The sequence below is a fragment of the Bacillus sp. M5A3_1b genome, from assembly GCF_053345335.1.
This window is the reverse complement of record NZ_JBKEZY010000009.1, coordinates 48,239-68,313: the sequence shown is the minus strand read 5'-3', so window position 1 is coordinate 68,313 and position 20,075 is coordinate 48,239. Positions and strand designations below refer to the sequence as shown.

At 34.1% G+C, this 20,075-nt stretch carries 16 protein-coding genes; 14 read left to right on the top strand and 2 right to left on the bottom strand.

The annotated features are described in order from the left end of the window. Positions 1 to 210: 210 nt before the first annotated feature. The 3 genes from parE to ACLBWW_RS22145 all read left to right on the top strand — a co-directional run bounded on the left by parE (position 211) and on the right by ACLBWW_RS22145 (position 5,860). Positions 211 to 2,175, top strand: a complete 1,965-nt coding sequence (gene parE, locus ACLBWW_RS22155; RefSeq protein ID WP_048544043.1) for a DNA topoisomerase IV subunit B — start codon at positions 211 to 213, stop codon at positions 2,173 to 2,175. Position 2,176: 1 nt separating this feature from the next. Continuing rightward, a complete protein-coding gene (gene parC, locus ACLBWW_RS22150) occupies positions 2,177 to 4,600 on the top strand; it encodes a DNA topoisomerase IV subunit A (RefSeq protein WP_001147486.1) in 2,424 nt (807 codons plus the stop codon). A 228-nt stretch (positions 4,601 to 4,828) separates the two neighbouring features. Beyond that, the gene (locus ACLBWW_RS22145) at positions 4,829 to 5,860 is read left to right on the top strand and encodes an oxidoreductase (protein WP_048544041.1); all 1,032 of its coding nucleotides are present in this window, start codon (positions 4,829 to 4,831) and stop codon (positions 5,858 to 5,860) included. Between the two features lie 56 nt (positions 5,861 to 5,916). Here the strand turns inward: ACLBWW_RS22145 and ACLBWW_RS22140 are convergent, their stop codons facing one another. Beyond that, positions 5,917 to 6,360, bottom strand: coding sequence for a VOC family protein (locus ACLBWW_RS22140; RefSeq protein ID WP_048544039.1), 444 nt, complete (start codon positions 6,358 to 6,360; stop codon positions 5,917 to 5,919). Between the two features lie 59 nt (positions 6,361 to 6,419). Between ACLBWW_RS22140 and ACLBWW_RS22135 the strand changes: the two genes are divergently transcribed. After that, positions 6,420 to 7,388 (top strand): helix-turn-helix transcriptional regulator, encoded by a 969-nt coding sequence (locus ACLBWW_RS22135; protein ID WP_048544037.1) that lies wholly within the window; start codon positions 6,420 to 6,422, stop codon positions 7,386 to 7,388. A gap of 90 nt (positions 7,389 to 7,478) precedes the next feature. Here ACLBWW_RS22135 and ACLBWW_RS22130 read toward each other — a convergent pair whose 3' ends face one another. Continuing rightward, positions 7,479 to 8,099: a TetR/AcrR family transcriptional regulator gene (locus ACLBWW_RS22130; protein ID WP_116442963.1), complete on the bottom strand. Its 621-nt coding sequence runs from the start codon at positions 8,097 to 8,099 to the stop codon at positions 7,479 to 7,481. A gap of 137 nt (positions 8,100 to 8,236) precedes the next feature. Here ACLBWW_RS22130 and ACLBWW_RS22125 point away from each other — a divergent pair, with 137 nt between their 5' ends. From ACLBWW_RS22125 to ACLBWW_RS22080, 10 genes are all read left to right on the top strand, one after another. Continuing rightward, entirely contained in the window at positions 8,237 to 9,130 is an 894-nt protein-coding gene (locus ACLBWW_RS22125; RefSeq protein ID WP_447614240.1) for an ABC transporter ATP-binding protein, read from the top strand. Beyond that, the gene (locus ACLBWW_RS22120) at positions 9,123 to 9,929 is read left to right on the top strand and encodes an ABC transporter permease subunit (protein ID WP_048544031.1); all 807 of its coding nucleotides are present in this window, start codon (positions 9,123 to 9,125) and stop codon (positions 9,927 to 9,929) included. The genes ACLBWW_RS22125 and ACLBWW_RS22120 overlap by 8 nt, the downstream gene beginning before the upstream one ends. A 50-nt stretch (positions 9,930 to 9,979) precedes the next feature. Continuing rightward, positions 9,980 to 10,351: a VOC family protein gene (locus tag ACLBWW_RS22115; RefSeq protein ID WP_048544029.1), complete on the top strand. Its 372-nt coding sequence runs from the start codon at positions 9,980 to 9,982 to the stop codon at positions 10,349 to 10,351. 127 nt (positions 10,352 to 10,478) lie between these two features. Continuing rightward, positions 10,479 to 11,012: a sigma-70 family RNA polymerase sigma factor gene (locus tag ACLBWW_RS22110; RefSeq protein ID WP_048544027.1), complete on the top strand. Its 534-nt coding sequence runs from the start codon at positions 10,479 to 10,481 to the stop codon at positions 11,010 to 11,012. Positions 11,013 to 11,024: 12 nt separating this feature from the next. Then, on the top strand, positions 11,025 to 12,023 hold the full coding sequence (locus ACLBWW_RS22105; protein WP_048544025.1) for a hypothetical protein: 999 nt from the start codon (positions 11,025 to 11,027) through the stop codon (positions 12,021 to 12,023). Between the two features lie 17 nt (positions 12,024 to 12,040). Further along, positions 12,041 to 13,078: an LCP family protein gene (locus ACLBWW_RS22100; protein ID WP_048544023.1), complete on the top strand. Its 1,038-nt coding sequence runs from the start codon at positions 12,041 to 12,043 to the stop codon at positions 13,076 to 13,078. A gap of 347 nt (positions 13,079 to 13,425) precedes the next feature. Next, the gene (locus ACLBWW_RS22095; RefSeq protein WP_048544021.1) at positions 13,426 to 15,138 is read left to right on the top strand and encodes a peptide ABC transporter substrate-binding protein; all 1,713 of its coding nucleotides are present in this window, start codon (positions 13,426 to 13,428) and stop codon (positions 15,136 to 15,138) included. A 339-nt stretch (positions 15,139 to 15,477) separates the two neighbouring features. Continuing rightward, entirely contained in the window at positions 15,478 to 17,184 is a 1,707-nt protein-coding gene (locus ACLBWW_RS22090; RefSeq protein WP_447614239.1) for an ABC transporter substrate-binding protein, read from the top strand. A 304-nt stretch (positions 17,185 to 17,488) separates the two neighbouring features. Then, positions 17,489 to 19,195, top strand: coding sequence for a peptide ABC transporter substrate-binding protein (locus ACLBWW_RS22085; protein WP_048544017.1), 1,707 nt, complete (start codon positions 17,489 to 17,491; stop codon positions 19,193 to 19,195). A gap of 148 nt (positions 19,196 to 19,343) precedes the next feature. Then, entirely contained in the window at positions 19,344 to 20,063 is a 720-nt protein-coding gene (locus tag ACLBWW_RS22080) for a class I SAM-dependent methyltransferase (RefSeq protein ID WP_048544014.1), read from the top strand. The last annotated feature ends 12 nt before the right edge of the window (positions 20,064 to 20,075 follow it).

Below are 20,075 nucleotides of genomic sequence, written 5' to 3'. Positions count from 1 at the left end.
TGTATAATCTTGGCATACATATCCATTTCTCGTTGACAAACGATTATTTTTCTGAAATAGTAGCCTAGAGGAATCCTTGTGAAAAAACAAGGATTTTTCTATTGAAAATGGTATATAAAAGAGATAAGATAACTTGCCAAAACTATAGTCGAGGCGTTATTCTATAATAGAAACATATGTTCTGATTTGATTAGGAAAGGGGCAAGGAGTTTGGCAAAGCATCAGTTCCAATATAATGAAGATGCAATTCAAGTGCTAGAAGGACTTGAAGCCGTTCGAAAACGCCCGGGTATGTATATCGGGAGTACGGATAGCCGTGGATTGCATCATTTAGTATATGAAATAGTAGATAACTCCGTTGATGAAGCGTTAGCGGGATTTGGCGACGAAATTTCTGTCGTAATACATAAAGATAATAGTATTAGCGTTATTGATAAAGGGCGAGGAATGCCTACGGGAATGCATAAACTTGGGAAACCTACACCTGAAGTTATTTTAACTGTACTTCATGCCGGTGGTAAGTTTGGTCAAGGTGGCTATAAAACAAGTGGAGGTTTACACGGTGTTGGGGCATCAGTTGTAAATGCCTTGTCAGAATGGTTAGTAGTGACGATTAAACGTGACGGAAATATTTATGAACAACGCTTTGAAAATGGTGGTATTCCTGCAACGACACTGGAAAAGATCGGGAAGACGAAAGAGTCTGGTACGACAATACATTTTAAACCAGATACAACGATTTTCAGCACAACAAATTATAATTACGAAACATTATGTGAAAGATTACGTGAATCTGCATTCTTATTAAAAGGGATGAAAATCTCAATAAAAGATGAGCGAAATGATTTAGAAGATGTCTTTCATTATGAAACAGGAATCGAAGCTTTCGTTTCATACTTAAATGAAGAAAAAGATTCAATCCATCCGGTTGTATATTTTACTGGTGAACAAAATGGAATTGAGGCAGAGCTAGCTTTTCAATTTAACGATGGCTACTCAGAAAATATTCTTTCGTTTGTAAATAATGTACGTACAAAAGATGGTGGAACACACGAAGCTGGGTTTAAGACAGCAATGACACGTGTGTTCAATGAGTATGCTCGTAAAGTATCGTTATTAAAAGAAAAAGATAAAAACTTAGAAGGTACAGATATTCGTGAAGGTGTAGCGGCTATCGTTTCTGTACGTGTACCAGAAGAAGTACTTCAGTTTGAAGGGCAAACGAAAGGGAAACTTGGTACAAGTGAAGCTCGTTCTTCAATTGATGCAGTTGTATCTGAGCATTTAGCTTACTTTTTAGAAGAAAACCCGGATGTTGCTACACTTCTTGTGAGAAAGGCAGTTAAAGCAGCGCAGGCACGTGAGGCTGCTCGTAAAGCGAGAGAAGAAGCGCGTACTGGTAAAAAGAAAAAGAAATCAGAAGGTACATTAAGTGGTAAGTTAACACCAGCACAATCACGTAACCCGCAAAAAAATGAACTGTACCTAGTAGAGGGTGACTCTGCGGGTGGTTCAGCGAAACAAGGTCGAGACCGACGTTTCCAAGCGGTATTACCGTTACGTGGTAAAGTAATCAATACAGAAAAAGCAAAACTTGCTGATATCTTTAAAAATGAAGAAATTAATACAATCATTTACGCTATTGGCGGTGGTGTAGGGAATGAATTCGCTGTTGAAGATATTAACTACGATAAAATTGTAATTATGACCGATGCTGATACAGATGGTGCGCACATTCAAGTATTGTTACTAACGTTTTTCTACAGATATATGAAACCACTTATCGAAGCTGGCAAAGTATTTATTGCACTTCCTCCTTTATACAAAGTAAGTAAAGGAAAAGGTAAGAGTGAAGTGATTGAGTATGCATGGTCTGATGAAGAATTAGATGGTGTAACAAAAAAGGTCGGTAAAGGCTACATGCTGCAGCGCTATAAAGGACTTGGCGAAATGAATGCCGATCAATTATGGGAAACGACGATGAATCCTGAAACACGTACGTTGATTCGTGTGAAAATTGACGATGCATCAAGAGCGGAGCGCCGAGTTACGACATTGATGGGTGATAAAGTAGAACCTCGCCGTAAATGGATCGAACGAAATGTACAATTTGGTATGCAAGAAGAAGGAAACATTTTAGAAAATGAAATGATTATGGAGACGGAGGTGGAATAACATGCAGGCAGAGAAGTTTCATGACCTCCCGCTTGAAGACGTGTTAGGTGACCGCTTTGCACGTTATAGTAAATATATTATTCAAGATCGCGCGCTTCCAGATGCGCGTGACGGTTTAAAACCGGTACAAAGACGTATTTTATATTCTATGTATGTAGAAGGAAATGTACATGATAAAGCATTTCGTAAATCAGCTAAAACAGTTGGTAATGTTATCGGTAACTACCATCCACACGGTGATTCCTCTGTATATGAGGCGATGGTACGTTTAAGTCAAACTTGGAAAGTACGTAATGTTTTAGTTGAAATGCATGGTAATAATGGTAGTGTGGATGGCGATCCAGCAGCGGCAATGCGTTATACGGAAGCACGATTATCACCAATCGCATCTGAGTTATTGCGTGATCTCGATAAAGAAACAGTAGAATTCGTGTCAAACTTCGATGATACGAGTGAAGAACCTGTTGTACTTCCAGCGATGTTCCCGAACTTACTAGTGAACGGATCGACAGGAATTTCAGCTGGTTATGCAACAGAAATTCCTCCGCATCACCTTGGGGAAGTAATTGATGCGACGATGATGCGTATTGATAAGCCGAATAGTACTGTTGATGATTTATTAACAGTTATGAAAGGACCAGATTTCCCAACAGGTGGTATTATTCAAGGGATTGATGGTATTAAAAAAGCGTATGAAACAGGAAAAGGTAAAATTATTATTCGGGGAAAAGCGGAAGTTGAAACGATCCGTGGTGGGAAGCAACAAATCGTTATTACAGAAATTCCGTATGAAGTAAATAAAGCGAACCTTGTTAAAAAAATGGATGAATTACGTCTAGATAAAAAACTAGATGGAATTGCTGAAGTACGTGATGAGACAGATCGTACAGGTCTTCGCATCGTTGTAGAGTTAAAAAAAGAAGTAAATGCTGAAGGTATTTTAAATTATTTATATAAGAACACAGATTTACAAATTCCATATAACTTTAATATGGTAGCGATAAATAATCGTCGTCCGACACTTATGACATTACCTAAGATTTTGGATGCGTATATTGGGCATCAAAAAGAAGTTGTTACGAGACGCTCACAATATGAATTAAGAAAAGCAGAAAACCGTCAACATATTGTAGAAGGTTTAAAGAAAGCATTATCGATTTTAGATGAAGTGATTGAAACAATCCGTGCTTCTAAAGATAAACGTAATGCAAAAGATAATTTAAGTACGAAATTTGGATTTACAGAAGCGCAATCAGAAGCAATTGTTTCGCTGCAACTATATCGTTTAACGAATACAGATATTACGGCGCTAGAACAAGAAGCAGACGAGCTTAATAAGAAGATTATAGAGTTACAGTCAATTTTACAAAGTGAAAAAAGACTTCTTCAAGTTATTAAAACAGATTTGAAGAGAGTCAAGAAAACATATAGTGATGATCGCCGTGCTATTATTGAAGAACAAATTGAGGAAATTAAAATCGATGTGGAAGTTATGATTCCGCAGGAAGATGTCATCGTTACTGTAACGAAAGAAGGATATGTGAAACGAACAGGTTGGCGTTCACATAATGCATCGAACGGAAAAGACTTCGGTATGAAAGAGGGTGACATCTTACTGGAGCGATTCGATACGAATACGACAGAGACAGTCCTCTTATTTACGAATAAAGGAAACTATATATATCTGCCAGTATATGAAATGCCAGAAATTCGTTGGAAAGATTTAGGTCAACACGTTGCGAATCTCGTTTCACTCGAGCGGGATGAAATGATTATTTGGGCGACCGTCGTACCGAACTTTGAAGAAGAAAAACGATTTATCGTATTTGTTACACGAAATGGTATGATTAAGAAAACAGAATTAAACCAATATAAAGTTCAGCGTTATTCAAGAGCGTTCGTCGCTGTGAATTTGAAAAAAGATGATTATGTTGTAGATATATTTGCAACAGATGGAACGAGTGATATTGTTCTTGCAACCTATGGTGCATATGCACTTATTTTCCATGAAGATGAAGTAAGTCCAGTCGGTGTAAGGGCCGCTGGTGTAAAAGCAATTAACTTAAAAGAAGATGATTATGTCGCTTCTGGTAAACCGTTAAATGGTGACAAAGATCAACTTATTCTTGTTACGCAGCGAGGTGCTGTAAAACGTCTAAAAGCATCAGAAATTGAGAAATCAACGAGGGCGAAGCGAGGCCTTGTTATTTTTAAAGAGTTAAAACGTAATCCATACCGTATTGTCGGTATTGAAATTGTTCGAGATGATGAACTAGTATATATGAAGACTGAGAAACATATTGTAGAAGAAATTGATCCGAAAGCGTATCGAAATAAAGACCGGTATAGTAACGGTAGTTTAGTACTAGATGTTAATGATACTGGTGAAGTTATTGAAACGTGGACAAAAAAACGACCGGAGTAAAAAAGCATCTTGCTATGAATAATGGCAAGATGCTTTTTTCTAGGCAAATTATTATGTAAATAATAATAATCTTGTTATAATAACTGAATGAAATCGTTCTCATAAAGTGAAACTTTAATCAATCGGACTTTTACGAGCAGTTGATTCCTCAACTAATTTCTTTGCTTTCGCTGAATTTTGAGGTAGGAATCTTACTGTCCGTTAAAGCGGGACAGATGGAGGAGCAACATGGAAAAAATAGGTGTAGGCATTGTAGGATTTGGATTTTCTAGTACAACATTTCACATCCCATTATTACAAACGATAGAAGAATATGATATTCGTGCTATTTTATCTTCAAAAGAAGAACTAGTGAGGCAAGCATTACCAAATGCTGAAGTTGTTGGCACAATTGAGGAATTAGTAAATCGTGCTGATATTGACTTAGTGGTCATTACTTCACCGAATACAACTCATTTTCCATATGTAAAAGAAGCAATTTTACATGGTAAGCATGTAGTTGTGGAGAAGCCATTCGTTGTTTCAATTGAAGAAGGCGAAGAACTAATTTCATTAGCAAAACAACATAATGTGGTGTTAAGCGTGTATCATAATCGCCGTTTTGATAATGATTTCTTAACGATAAAGAAATTGTTAGAAGAAAATAGAATAGGGAATCTATACGCATATGAAGCGCATTTCGATCGTTTTCGCCCGAATGTACGTGATCGCTGGAGAGAAAAGAATTTACCAGGATCAGGTATACTGTATGATTTAGGATCGCATTTAATTGACCAAGCATTATCATTATTTGGGAAACCAGATGCGATAAGTGCAGATGTAATCAAACAACGACCAGGTGCAGAAATTGATGATTACTTCCATGTTATACTTCACTACGGTGTTAAACGTGTCACTTTACATAGTAGCAGTTACGTAAAGCAAGAAGGTCCACACTTTACACTGCATGGAGATAAAGGTTCTATCGTGAAATACGGTATGGATTCACAGGAAGAACAATTAAAAAATGGAATGAAGCCAGGCGATAACGGTTATGGATTAGATGCTGAAGAGAATTTTGCTACTTTACATACGGAAGAAAAGCTAGAGCGTATTCCAACAGAAGTTGGCTGTTATGACATGTATTATAAAGGTGTAAGAGATAGTATAGTAAATGGTGAGAAACCACCTGTAACAGCACAAGAAGGCTTAGAAGTTATTCGACTTATTCAATTAGCGATTGAAAGTAGTGAAACCGGTAGAGTCATCACTGTAAAGTAAAAAAGACACGAATTTCGTGTCTTTTTTATTAGGAATATGTGAATATGGATAATTATTTAGTTTAATCGTTTGTCATACATTAACTGGATTTGTATGCCGTAAGGATCTTCAATAATCCCATATGCTTCACTAAATATATTTTTTTCTAGCGGAGAGATTATCTTCACATGCTTATCGGAAATTAAATTAGTATAAAACCTTTGTATTTCTTCTAAATTAGCGCTTTGAATGCAAAGTGACATGTTATTTCCAACGTTATAACGTTCATTAGGCTTCATTGTATCTTCTGCTATCATTAGCTTTGTATTCCCAATTTGTAAAACAGAGTGAGCAATATGATCTTTATTTTCACTTGTAATTTTAAAAGAACTATCTCTTTTGGCCAGTTCTCCATACGTAACAATCATTAACTGCGTAGCTTCTAAATTACGTGTGTAAAAATTAATTGCATCCTTTGCTTGCCCATTCATTGAAAGAAAAATAGCTATTTCTAATGTCATAAATATATAACTCCTTTCTTAGTTAATAATTATAATATAGACTAAAAAGGTTTCAATACATGACACCTTTTTGGGAGGGAAATATGAAAAAAACGGAACGAATAAATGATATGCTTATTTTCTTGAATAATAAAAGATATTTTAATTTAAAAGATTTAATGGCTAGATATGATATTTCTAAAAGTACCGCGTTGCGAGATATTCAATCATTGGAAGAAATAGGTGTACCAATATATTCTGAACTGGGTAGAAATGGAAGTTATAAAATTATAGAAAATAGTGTGTTATCGCCAATTTATTTTAGTGTGGATGAAATGTATGCGTTATACTTTTCGATTCTTACGCTAAATGGATATAAGACAAAACCATTTAATGTAGAAAGTATTGCGCTTGAAAATAAATTTAAGCATGTCTTACCTGATAATGTGCGTAAAAATATTTCAATTATGGAACGAACGCTTTCTTTTGAAGTAACAAATCATAGTAATTTTAGTCCGTTCTTAAAAGAAATTTTGCAGGGGATTTTTGCTGAGCGAGTTTATCATGTAACATATTTAAAAAAAGATGAGGAAAAAGTATTGGTCGCTCAATTTATTCGAATAGAATCTAAATTTGGCCAGTGGTATGCTAAAATCTTTAATTTTGAGATAAATCATGTTCAAATAATTAGATGTGATAAAATTCTTTCTATTGAGGAAACAAGCAATACGAATCCAAAAAATCTTGAAGAGTTGTTAAGTTATCTTACAACTTTTCACAGAAAGCCGGATGCAATTGATTTTCGTGTCATTGTTAATCAAAAAGGAAAAGACATTTTTGATAAAGAGAATTATCCTTCCATGAGGATACAAAAAGAAAATGAAAATTATAGTATAACAGGCTATTTTAACAAACAAGAAGTTGAGTTTATTTCAAGTTACTTTCTGAATTTCGGTGAAACAATTATCTCAATTCAGCCAGTTATGCTAAAAGAGTTAATCTATAATAAGGTATTATCTATAAAGCAGCATTTAACTTCTTTAAGGTAAAGTTAGTTTAAGTCATTTTTGACCTGAAAAAGCCCTTGAGATTTAAATATCAAAAGGGCTTTTTGGTGATTTTACTTGTTTTTAGAAACATTATTTTTCTGGGACGGACAGTCCATAAAAGAACATCGTAACGATATCTTGTAAATGTTTTTCACGATCTCCTTCAAGAAGCTGTGCCCCGAAATCATCACCTAATTTAGTGAACATTTGAATGTATAGCAACATCATTTCTTTAGTAAGGTGAGGGTTAATTTCATTTTTTTGCTGTGCTTGTTCTAATATTTCTAAATACCAAGGCAAGATTTTTTCGTTTTGATAACTATAAATAAAATCTCGGAGCTCTTCATCTCTTTGCATTATTTGTAGTAACATATCCGGCTGAAATAACCCACCAGTATTCATTTTTCTTACGATCATTTTTTGCATCATATCATGAAAAGGTAATTTTTCCGCTGCAAGCTCTCTATAATATTGAAATTCAGATATGATAAATTCTTGTATAAGTTCTCTAAATAACGCATCTTTACTTCCGAAATGATTATAAATGGTAACTTGAGAAACGTTTGCTTCTTTTGCAATATGTTCTATTTTCACTTCATTAAATCCGCGTTCTGAAAATAATAAGAAGGCTGCCTCTTTAATAGCACGTTTTTTCTTTTCTTTCACTTTTTCAAAGCCGTTCAATGCAATCACCTCAATTAAAATATACAAGAAAAAATAATGGAAAACAATAATTTTGAAATATGGGAATATAAATATTTCAAAAAGTTGTTGCGAATATGAAAGATGAGGAGTACAATAATTTTGAAATATCACATATTAAATATTTCAAAAAATGAGGTGGAATTATGATTTCAGTTCAAAATGTCACAAAACAGTTTTCAAATGGAAAAGGTTTGTTTCATATTACATTTGATGTAAAAGAAGGGGAAGTATTTGGTTACTTAGGACCAAATGGTGCTGGGAAATCCACAACCATTCGTAATTTAATGGGATTTATAAAACCGACAGCTGGTAAAGCGACAATTTTTGGATTAGATTGTTGGAATGAAGCGGCGAAAATCCAAAGGAAAGTTGGTTATCTGCCAGGTGAAATTTCTTTTATTGAAGGAATGAACGGATTAGATTTTTTAAAGTTAATGCAAGGAATGCACGGGTTAAAGGATACGAAAAGACAAGATGAATTAATAGAACGTCTACAATTTGATGTGAAAACACCGATTCGAAAAATGTCTAAAGGAATGAAGCAAAAAGTAGGAATTGTTGCTGCTTTTATGCATGATCCGGAAGTGTTAATTTTAGATGAACCAACATCAGGACTCGATCCACTTATGCAGCAAGTTTTTATAGATTTAATAATAGAAGAAAAGCAAAGAGGAAAAACAATTCTTATGTCGTCGCATATTTTTACTGAAATTGAACGTACATGTGACCGAGTAGCGATTATTAAAGATGGTCGCCTTGTAACGGTTGAAAATATTCATGATTTACAAAGTATGAGACGACAAGTGATAGATGTAACCGTATCATCAGAGGAAGAGATTGAATCTCTTACACAATGTAATTTGCAATTTGAAGCGGTAAAAGGTAGAGAGGCATCGATTATTGTGCAAGGAAACTATCAAACGGTTTTACAAACACTTTCAAACTATAATGTAACGGCACTTCAAACGAGAGCAATGGATTTAGAACATTTATTTATGCATTATTACGACAAGAAAGAAGGGGTAAAGCATGAATAAACAATTGTTTTTAGCTAGTTTGAAAGAAACACAAAAAAGTATTTTGAGTTATGCAACTGGTGCAGCTTTATATTTATGGTTGATAATTTGGATCTTCCCTTCAATGGTATCGGCGAAAGGATTAAATGAATTAATAAGTGCTATGCCTGATAGTGTGAAAAAAATTGTTGGCATGGAAAGTCCGATTCAAAATGTAATGGATTTTTTAGCTGGCGAATATTATAGTCTATTGTTTATTATTATTTTAACAATTTTTTGCGTAACAGTTGCAACGCATTTAATTGCTCGTCATGTAGATAAAGGAGCGATGGCATACTTGCTAGCAACGCCTGTATCTAGAGTGCGAATTGCAATCACACAAGCGGCTATTCTTATATTGGGACTTCTGATTATTGTAGCTGTTACTTATGTAGCGGGTATAGTAGGTGCAGAATGGTTTTTAGAAGATAATAACTTAAATAAAGAATTATTCCTGAAGATAAATGTAGTTGGAGGGCTCATATTTTTAGTCGTTAGTGCTTATTCATTTTTCTTTTCTTGTATATGTAATGACGAAAGAAAGGCACTTAGCTACTCAGCAAGTTTAACTATTTTATTTTTCGTAACGGACATGGTAGGTAAATTAAGCGATAAGTTAGAGTGGATGAGAAATATATCATTATTTACGCTATTTCGTCCGAAAGAAATTGCTGAGGGAACGTATAATATATGGCCAGTGAGTATAGGTTTAACTGCTGGAGCCCTTTGTATTTTCATAGTAGCAATTGTAGTGTTTAGGAAGAGGGATTTACCGTTATAAAGTAGAAAGTCCACTGATAGAGTGGGCTTTTTTTGATGAGGAGGAAACGAATGAATCATTTGTTCCGGGTTAAGCTATATGTAAATGATATTGAGAAGTCATTATTGTTTTATGAAGAAGTAATTGGTTTACAGTTGTATAAAAGAAGTATGCATGCAGCACGTTTTAATCACGATCAGTTTTCTCTGTTACTAGCCACTGATTCAACATTGAGTGAAAATCACTATTTTTACAATCGAAAAGACATGAAGGGGAATGGCTTTGAACTAATTATTGTTGTCAATCGGATTGAAGAAGTATATGAACGTTGTAAAGAGAAGCGATGCACAATACAAGAAGAAATTCAAACTTATCCGTGGGAGATGCGGGGATTTAAAGTTGTCGATCCAGATGGATATTTCCTTAGAATTACATCTGAGTAAAGGTAAACATGAAGAATGTTTACCTTTTTTTATGGAAATATTCAAAAAAATGAACCTTTTTCTAGGCTCATCCGTCTAATACATGTAAAGTTAAATTTGAAGTGAGGATGAAACAGGAGGAGCAATTGTGAAAGTAATCCCTTTATATAAAATGATTGTAAAAGAAGAAACCGATGTTTCTTTAGCGAAAAAAGGTGATCATGAAGCGTTTATGGCGCTTATACATACAGAAAAAGTGAAGATGTATCGCATTGCAAAGGCTATGTTACGCGATGAGACAAATATAGAGGATGCGATACAGGCAACAATTTTAAAAGCCTATGAAAATATAAAAAAATTAAAGAAAGAAGAGTTTTTTCAAACTTGGTTAATTCGAATTTTGATAAATGAGTGTAACAACATTATTAGATCATACAAAAAGATAATGGTAATAGAAGAAAATGATTACAATATGAGTGCTTATGATCAGTATGAAGATATAGATTTGTGTAATGCGATTCAATCATTACATGAAGAGTTAAGAGCTGTAACGGTGCTTTTTTATTATGAAGATATGAATCAAGAAAGTATAGCGAAGCTTTTAGAAGTGCCAAAAGGAACAGTGAAATCGAGATTGTCACGCGCGAGGGAACAATTGGAAAAGCGATTAAAGATGGAATAGGGGGTGTATAGGATGGATAACGAAAAATTATTTGATGAGAAAATAAAAAAGAGAATAAAAGAAGAGAATGTTATAGTACCACCAGAGTTAAATGAAAAGATTAATCGTACACTACATAATCTTCCGGTAAAAAAGAAAGGTTACAAAGTTTATATGATGGCTATAAGTGCTGCGGTTCTAACACTGTCCATTGTGTCTATGTCGGAGTTTTCTGATCAAATTTTTGCTCAAAATGGTGGGGTATTTGAATATGTAAAGAAAAAGGCGTTTTCTGATTATGAAAATGAAGAAGAAATAAAATCGAACGTAAACTATCCAGATAAAGAAAAGATTCATGAAAAGATGCTGGATTCCATTGATCATTTTAAAAATATTTCAGGACAATTTGAGGAATATTCTAGTTCGTCAAGAATTGCTACAACATACAAATATGCGATTGATACGGAGCAACAAAGAGGTATCTCTTCGAAAGAAGATAAACTAACGAAAAAACGAACAATTATATATAACGAGGGCAAGAAAAAAGAATTTGATGATGAGAAGTATACATATAGAGAGACAAAATGGAGCCCGAAGGAAAGAAACTATGAACTATTAAAATTAAATCCTACGGAAAGATTATTGAGAAAATCAGGTGAAAAGAAACGATATGATGACGAATATGTGGGATTTGCGAAGTATAGTATGCAATCAGAATTTGCTGAGCTATTAATTCGATATAAAGATTGGAATTATAAAGAAACGAAGTATCTTGGACTGGATTGCTACAAAATAGAAGGGACAATAAACATAGAAATGCCTGTAAGTACATCTGAAGATTTAAGAGGGAAATTTGAAATGGTTGTAGAGAAAAATACGGGGATTATGCTAAAGTTCCTTAGTTTCCACGAAGGTATGATTCAATATTCGATTACGACTGAATGGATACAAATAAATAAAGGATTGAAAGAGAATGTATTTCAAAAGGATAGCGCTAAGTATGAAAAATTGAAAAACATATTAGATGAATAGAAAACGGGGGGAAATATATGGAGAATACCTCTTCTTCAAGAGAAAAGAAAAATAAAAGAAAATATAAGAAGACAATGATAATAAGTGTATTGTTAGTAGTATTACTATTTGGCGGAGTGGGATATGGTGCTTATGTGTATATGAAAACTTCTAATCTCGTACAAAAGTCTAGTTTAAATTTAGCGCGTGGTGAAAAATCACATTTACGTGAGGAAACTGTAAAGCCAATTGCAAACAATGTTTCACTTTTAATTATGGGAATTGATGAAAATCAAGAACGACAAAAGGAGTATAATGGTGCTTTCCATACAGATGCACTACTGTTAGCTACTTTTAATAAAGATGATAAGACAGTGAAATTAACGAGCATACCACGTGATACATATACATATGTTCCAGTTGAAAAGAAAAAAGATAAAATAACGCATGCATATGGAAGTGGTTTCGTTAAAAATGGTAAAGATGGAGGACCGCAAGCTTCAGTGGAAGCAGTAGAAAAGTTGTTACAAGTGCCTGTTGATTATTTTGTGAAGTTTAATTTTAATTCATTTACTAAAATTGTTGATGGATTAGATGGAATTGAAGTAAATGTCCCAGTTGAATTTACGGAGCAAAATAGTAAAGATGAACCTGACGCAATCCATTTGAAAAAAGGAATACAAAAATTAACAGGGGAAGAAGCACTTGCACTGGCAAGAACGCGTCATATTGATAGTGATGCAATGAGAGGTCAGCGCCAACAACTTGTTATTGAAGCGATGTTAAGTAAATTAAAAAGTGTAGGCTCGATTACGAAGATAGAAAAAATAGTTGAGGCGATTGACGGCGATTTTAAAACAAATTTAGTAATGGATGATATTTTATCTTTTTATAAATACGGTTTAAATGGTTCAGTTGAAAAGATTCAATTAGGCGGAGATGATTTATATTTACCTAACGGTCCAAATGGGCAACGTGTATATTATTATAACCCTAATAAAAAAGATCTACAGAGTTTGAGTAATACGCTTAGAACACATCTAGGATTAAGTGAAAAGCAGATTGAAGAGAATTGAAGCAGGCGTAATGCCTGCTTTTTTATTTTTGTAGAAAAGAGGTTTGTTATGATATACATTATTTATTAACAATAATTTACAAGTATTTTATAGTGGAAGGATATAAAGGCTATTAAATCAATACATAGAATTCAATGAGATATAGTGTTTCGAAAGATTATGGAATTTTTATGAATATTACTGTAAAAAAATAATTTTTTAAAAATTTTCAATAATAACACTTTACAAAACTCAAAAAATTAGTAGAATAATAGTTAATAAGAATCTTCTGATAAATATATAAAGAAAAACAGAATTATCAGAAAATTCTTAAATGAGAGCGTTAAGAATTAGGGAGGGTACAGAAAGTGAAAAAGAAAAAAATCAAAAAACTAACAGCAGTTGTAGCACCAGTTTTAGCAATGAGTATGGCATTAACAGCATGTTCTACATCAGGCGGAGATAAGAAGACAAGCACAAATTCTAGCTCTGGCGGAGATAGCAAATCAGAAGAAAAATTAGCAGCGAAACAAGTGCTAAATCGTACTGAAACAAATGAGATTCCAACAATGGATACTTCTAAAAATACTGATACATTAGGTTCTCAAATTTTAGGGAACACAATGGAAGGTTTATATCGATTAGATAAAGATAACAAACCAATCCCAGCTGCGGCAGAGTCAAGCACGAAGAGTGAGGATGGTAAAAAATATACATTCAAATTACGTAAAGATGCAAAATGGTCAAATGGTGATCCTGTAACAGCGAAAGATTTCGTATATGCTTGGCAACGTCTATTAGATCCAAAAACAGCTGCTGAGTATGCATTTATCGCATTCCCAATTAAAAATGCAGAAGCCGTTAATAAAGGGGAAAAACCTGTAACTGAACTAGGAGTAAAGGCAGTAGACGACCTTACTTTTGAAGTTGAATTAGAACAAGCAGTACCATACTTCTTAAACTTAGTAGCATTCCCATCGTACTATCCATTAAATGAGAAGTTCGTAAAAGAAAAAGGGGATAAATACGGTTTAGAGTCTGATACAACAGTATATAACGGACCGTTCGTTCTTACTGATTGGAAGCACGAGCAAGGCTGGAAACTGAAGAAAAACGATCAATATTGGGATAAAAAGACTGTAAAACTAGATGAAATTAACTATAGTGTAGTAAAAGAAGTAGCTACAAGAGTAAACTTATATGATACAAATGCAATTGATTTTGCACTTCTATCAGGTGAATTTGTTGATAAGTATAGAAACAATAAAGAAGAGTTTGGCACATACTCACAAGTAAGTACTTATTTCTTACGTATGAACCAAAAACGTGGCGGACAAGATACACCGTTAAAGAGCAAAAAATTACGTGAAGCAATCGCGCTTTCAATCGATAAGAAGAATCTATCAAATGTTATTTTAAATGATGGATCTAAACCTGCGGACTTCTTAGTACCGAAAGGATTAGCAACTGGACCAGATGGTAAAGATTTCCAAGAGACATTTAAAAATGGTATTAAACCAGATGCGAAAAAAGCAGCAGCTGCATGGGATGAAGCGAAAAAAGAGCTTGGGAAAGACCAAGTTACAATTGAGCTATTAAACTATGACACTGGTAATGCGAAAAAAGTTGGGGAATATGTAAAAGATCAAATTGAGAAAAACTTAAAAGGTGTAACTGTTAATATTAAACTTCAGCCGTTCAAACAAAAGCTGAAATTAGAAACAGAGCAAGATTATGATTTATCATATGCTGGTTGGGGACCTGACTACGCTGACCCAATGACATTCTTAGATATGTTCCAGTCTAATCATTCTCATAACCAAATGAGCTTCGCTGATTCAAAATATGATGATATGATCAAAAAAGCTGGCGGAGAATTAATGGGTGACGCGAAGAAACGTTGGGAAGAGCTAGGAAAAGCTGAGAAATTACTTCTTGAGCAAGATGTAGCGCTTGTACCTTTATACCAACGTGGTGATGCATACGTTCAAAAACCAAACGCAAAAGGCATCGTTCACCATAACATTAGCCCAGAGTATAGCTTCAAGTGGGCATACATGACTGAAAAAGATGGAAAATAATTTTTAAATAGTGGTTTTATCTTTAAGTGGATATATGCAAGTTCCTTATCTTATTCTTGCATTGAGAATCTCGCTGTCCACAATAGAAGGATAAAATAATAGAGCATTCCAAAGGTAGATTCTTTACTTTTGGAATGCTTTTTATTATGAGATTAAATGTAAAAAGTAATGAATATAAGGTTTCTATTGTGAAAAGAATAATTTTTAGAATATTTTAAAAATAACTTTACAAAACCGGAAAAAATAGTAGAATATTAATTAATAAGAATTTTCTGATAACTAATTATTAGGAAATTACTCAAATCTAGTTTCGTACATATAATTGGGGAGGGTACAAAAATGAAGAAAAAGATGAAAAAGTTCACGGCGGTTGTAGCGCCAGTTTTCGCGATGAGTATGGCGTTGACAGCGTGTTCTGGGTCTGGTGGGGAGAAGAAAACAACGACGACGTCTAGTGGTGGTGGAGAAGAGAACAAATCTGAAATTAAATACGCAGCAAAACAAGTGTTAAATCGTACAGAACAACAGGAAATTCCGACGATGGATACGTCTAAATCTACTGATACGCTAGGGGCGCAAATTTTAGGAAACACGATGGAAGGATTATACCGTCTTGATAAAGATAATAAGCCAATTCCTGCTGCTGCAGAATCTAGTACGAAAAGCGAGGATGGCAAAAAATATACATTCAAATTACGTAAAGATGCAAAATGGTCGAACGGTGACCCTGTAACAGCGAAAGATTTCGTATACGGATGGCAACGCTTACTCGATAAAAATACTGCTGCAGAATATGCGTTTATTGCTTACTATATTAAAAATGCAGAAGCAATTAATAAAGGTGAAAAACCTCTTACAGATTTAGGAGCAAAAGCGGTAGATGATTATACGCTAGAAGTAGAATTAGAAAAGCCAGTACCATACTTCTTAAATTTACTAGCATTCCCGTCATACTATCCGTTAAATGAAAAATTCGTAAAAGAAAAAGGCGATAAGTACGGTTTAGAAGCAGATACAACGGTGTATAACGGGCCGTTCGTGATGTCTTCATGGAAACATGAACAAGGATGGCAGCTAAAGAAAAATGATAAGTATTGGGATAAGAAGACTGTGAAATTAGATGAAATTAACTATAGTGTAGTAAAAGAAGTTGCGACGAAAGTAAACTTATATGATACAGGATCAATTGATTTCACACTACTATCAGGAGAGTTTGTAGATAAATATAAATCGAACAAAGAAGAATATGGCGAGTATGCAGAATCAAGTACATTCTTCTTACGTTTAAATCAAAAGCGTAACGGACAAGATACGCCGTTAAAGAGCAAAAAACTTCGTGAAGCAATCGCATTATCAGTTGATAAAAAAGGTTTAGCAAATGTTATTTTAAATAATGGTTCAAAAGCAACAGATCAATTAGTACCAAAAGGACTTGCGACAGGACCAGACGGTAAAGATTTCCAAGATACATTTAAAAATGGTCTGAAATATGATCCGAAAAAAGGTGCAGCAGCGTGGGAAGCAGCGAAAAAAGAACTTGGAAAAGATCAAGTTACAATTGAATTACTAAGTTATGATGATGGAACTGCGAAAAAGATTGCTGATTATGTTAAAGATCAAATTGAGAAAAATTTAAAAGGTGTAACAATTAATACAAAAATTCAGCCGTTTAAACAAAAATTAAAATTAGAGACTGCACAAGATTATGAAATTTCTTATGCAGGTTGGAGTCCAGACTATGCGGATCCAATGACATTTATTGATATGTTTGAATCTAAGAGCCCATATAACCAAATGAGTTATTCAAATGCCAAATATGATGATATGGTATCAAAAGCAGGTAATGAATTAATGGGTGATGCGAAGAAACGTTGGGAAACGTTAGGAAAAGCTGAAAAACTATTCCTTGAAGAAGATGCTGGGCTAGTTCCTTTATATCAAACAGGAAGAGCGTATGTAATGAAACCGAATGTTAAAGGAATTGTGAAACATAACATCAGTCCAGAATACAGCTTTAAGTGGGCGTATGTAAGGGAAGGGAAATAAGAAAAAAGAGCGTTTGAAAAATATATTATTTATTTTTTAAACGCTCTTTTACTATTCAATTAAATTTAAATAAATAGAGAAGAATAAGAAAAGTGGTACTTACATATAGTAGATGGGGGAGAATTCGTATAGTAGTAATAGATTGTTATTGATTTAAATAAATTAATTATTATGAATATTCATTAAAAACACTTTACAAATCAAGAAAAATTAGTAGAATGATAATTAGTAATAATTTTCTGATAATTTAAATTGGAAATCTCTCAAAGTTAGTTTCGTACATATAATTGGGGAGGGTACAAGAATGAAGAAAAAGATGAAAAAGCTCACGGCAGTTGTAGCGCCAGTTTTAGCGATGAGTATGGCGTTAACAGCTTGTTCTGGATCTTCTGGTGGGGAGAAGAAAACGACAACGACATCTAATAATGGTGGAGAAGAGAAGAAATCTGATATTAAATATGCGGCAAAGCAAGTGCTAAATCGTACTGAAACGAATGAAATTCCGACGATGGATACTTCAAAAAGTACAGATACACTTGGCGCACAAATTTTAGGGAATACGATGGAAGGTTTATATCGTCTTGATAAAGATAATAAGCCAATCCCAGCTGTAGCAGAATCTAGCACAAAAAGCGAGGATGGTAAAAAATATACATTTAAATTACGGAAAGATGCAAAATGGTCAAATGGTGATCCAGTAACAGCGAAAGATTTCGTATTTGCATGGCAACGTCTAGTAGATCCGAAAACAGCTGCTGAGTATGCATTTATTGCTTACTATATTAAAAATGCAGAAACAATTAATCAAGGAAAAGCAGAAGTTTCTACATTAGGTGTAAAAGCGGTAGATGATTATACGCTTGAAGTGGAATTAGAAAGACCAGTACCATATTTCTTGAACTTAATGGCATTTGCGTCATACTATCCATTAAATGAAAAGTTTGTAAAAGAAAAAGGGAATAAATTCGGTTTAGAGTCTGATACAACAGTATATAACGGACCGTTCGTTCTTACTGATTGGAAACATGAGCAAGGCTGGAAATTAAAGAAAAATGATCAGTATTGGGACAAAAAGACTGTAAAACTAGAAGAAATTAACTATAGTGTAGTAAAAGAACCAGCTACTAGAGTAAATTTGTATGATACAGGTGCAATTGATTTCGCACTTTTATCAGGAGAGTTTGTTGATAAGTATAGAAATAATAAGGAGGAGTTTGGCGCATATTCGGAAACAAGTACGTTTTACTTACGTTTAAATCAAAAGCGTGGTGGGCAAGATACACCGTTAAAGAGCAAAAAACTACGTGAAGCAATCGCATTATCCATTGATAAGAAAGCTTTAGCGAATGTCATTTTAAATGATGGCTCAAAACCAGTGGATTACTTAGTACCAAAAGGTTTAGCGAGTGGACCAGATGGTAAAGATTTCGCAGAAACGTTCAAGAATGGTTTAAAACAAGACACTAAAAAGGCAGCAGCAGCTTGGGAAGAAGCGAAAAAAGAACTTGGAAAAGATCAAGTAACAATTGAACTGTTAAATTATGATACTGGTAATGCAAAAAAAGTTGGGGAGTATGTAAAAGATCAAGTTGAAAAAAATCTAAAAGGCGTGACAGTAAATATTAAACTGCAACCATTTAAGCAAAAGCTAAAATTAGAATCAGACCAAGATTATGATTTTTCATATGGTGGCTGGAATCCAGATTACGCGGATCCAATGACGTATCTTGATATGTTTGAAACGACAAATTCTCAAAACCAGATGAGCTACTCAGATTCAAAATATGATGACATTATTACTAAAAGTAAGACAGAATGGATGGCTGATGCAAAAAAACGTTGGACAGAGTTAGGGAAGGCAGAGAAATTGTTACTTGAGGAAGATGTAGCGCTTGTACCTTTATATCAAAGTGCTAAATCATATGTTATGAAACCAAATATAAAGGGAATTGTGAAACATAATATTAGTCCGGAATATAGCTTCAAATGGGCATATATTGAAGAGAAATAATAAAGTGAAACTTTAATTAGGCTGCCCAGCAAATAGCAGGATAAAAGAAAAAGCATTTTCAAGTTGCGGTATTAGATCGATTGAAAATGCTTTTTCTATGCACTTTTATTTCTTCCACGAATATATAAAATAAAAAAGGGAGAATCCCATGGAACGAAATACTTACATCGATTTCCTAGCTTATTACGGAATAGGGAGTGCTCATCCTGGTGGTTTTACGTTAACAAAACAATTGTTAGCACAACTGCCTTTTAAATATGGAGCAAATGTTCTTGAGATAGGCTGCGGTACGGGGAAAACAGCGGCATATATGACAAAAGAATGTGGTTATAAAGTAACGGCGGTTGAAAAGAATGAGATTATGATTCAAAAGGCGAAAGATAGATGGTCGTTTGAAGGAATAGATATTCAATTAATTGAAGGAAGTGTAGAGCAATTACCTTGTTTGCATGATTCATTTGAGTTCGTACTCGGAGAATCGATACTTGCTTTTACAGAGAAAGAAAGGGTTATCTCGGAGTGCTATCGTGTATTACAGAAGGAGGGCAAGCTTGTTGTCATTGAAATGATTATTGATAGGCACATTGAGAAGAGTGAGGAAGAAAAGATTGCCCAGTTATACGGGATGAAAGAACTATTAACTGAGAGTGAATGGGTACAATTATTTCAGAAAGCAAATTTTAAAAGAATTACAATTGCTGGCGGTGGTACAATTGCAGAAACAATCTCGGGCTATATAGAAGAGCCAGAATGGAATGTATCCTCGCATATTCCAAATGAATTATATGAGGCATGGGTACAGCATGAAAATGTACGACTTATGTACCAACATATTTTAGGACATCGTATTTTTATATGTGAAAAATAAAGAAAGAGAGTT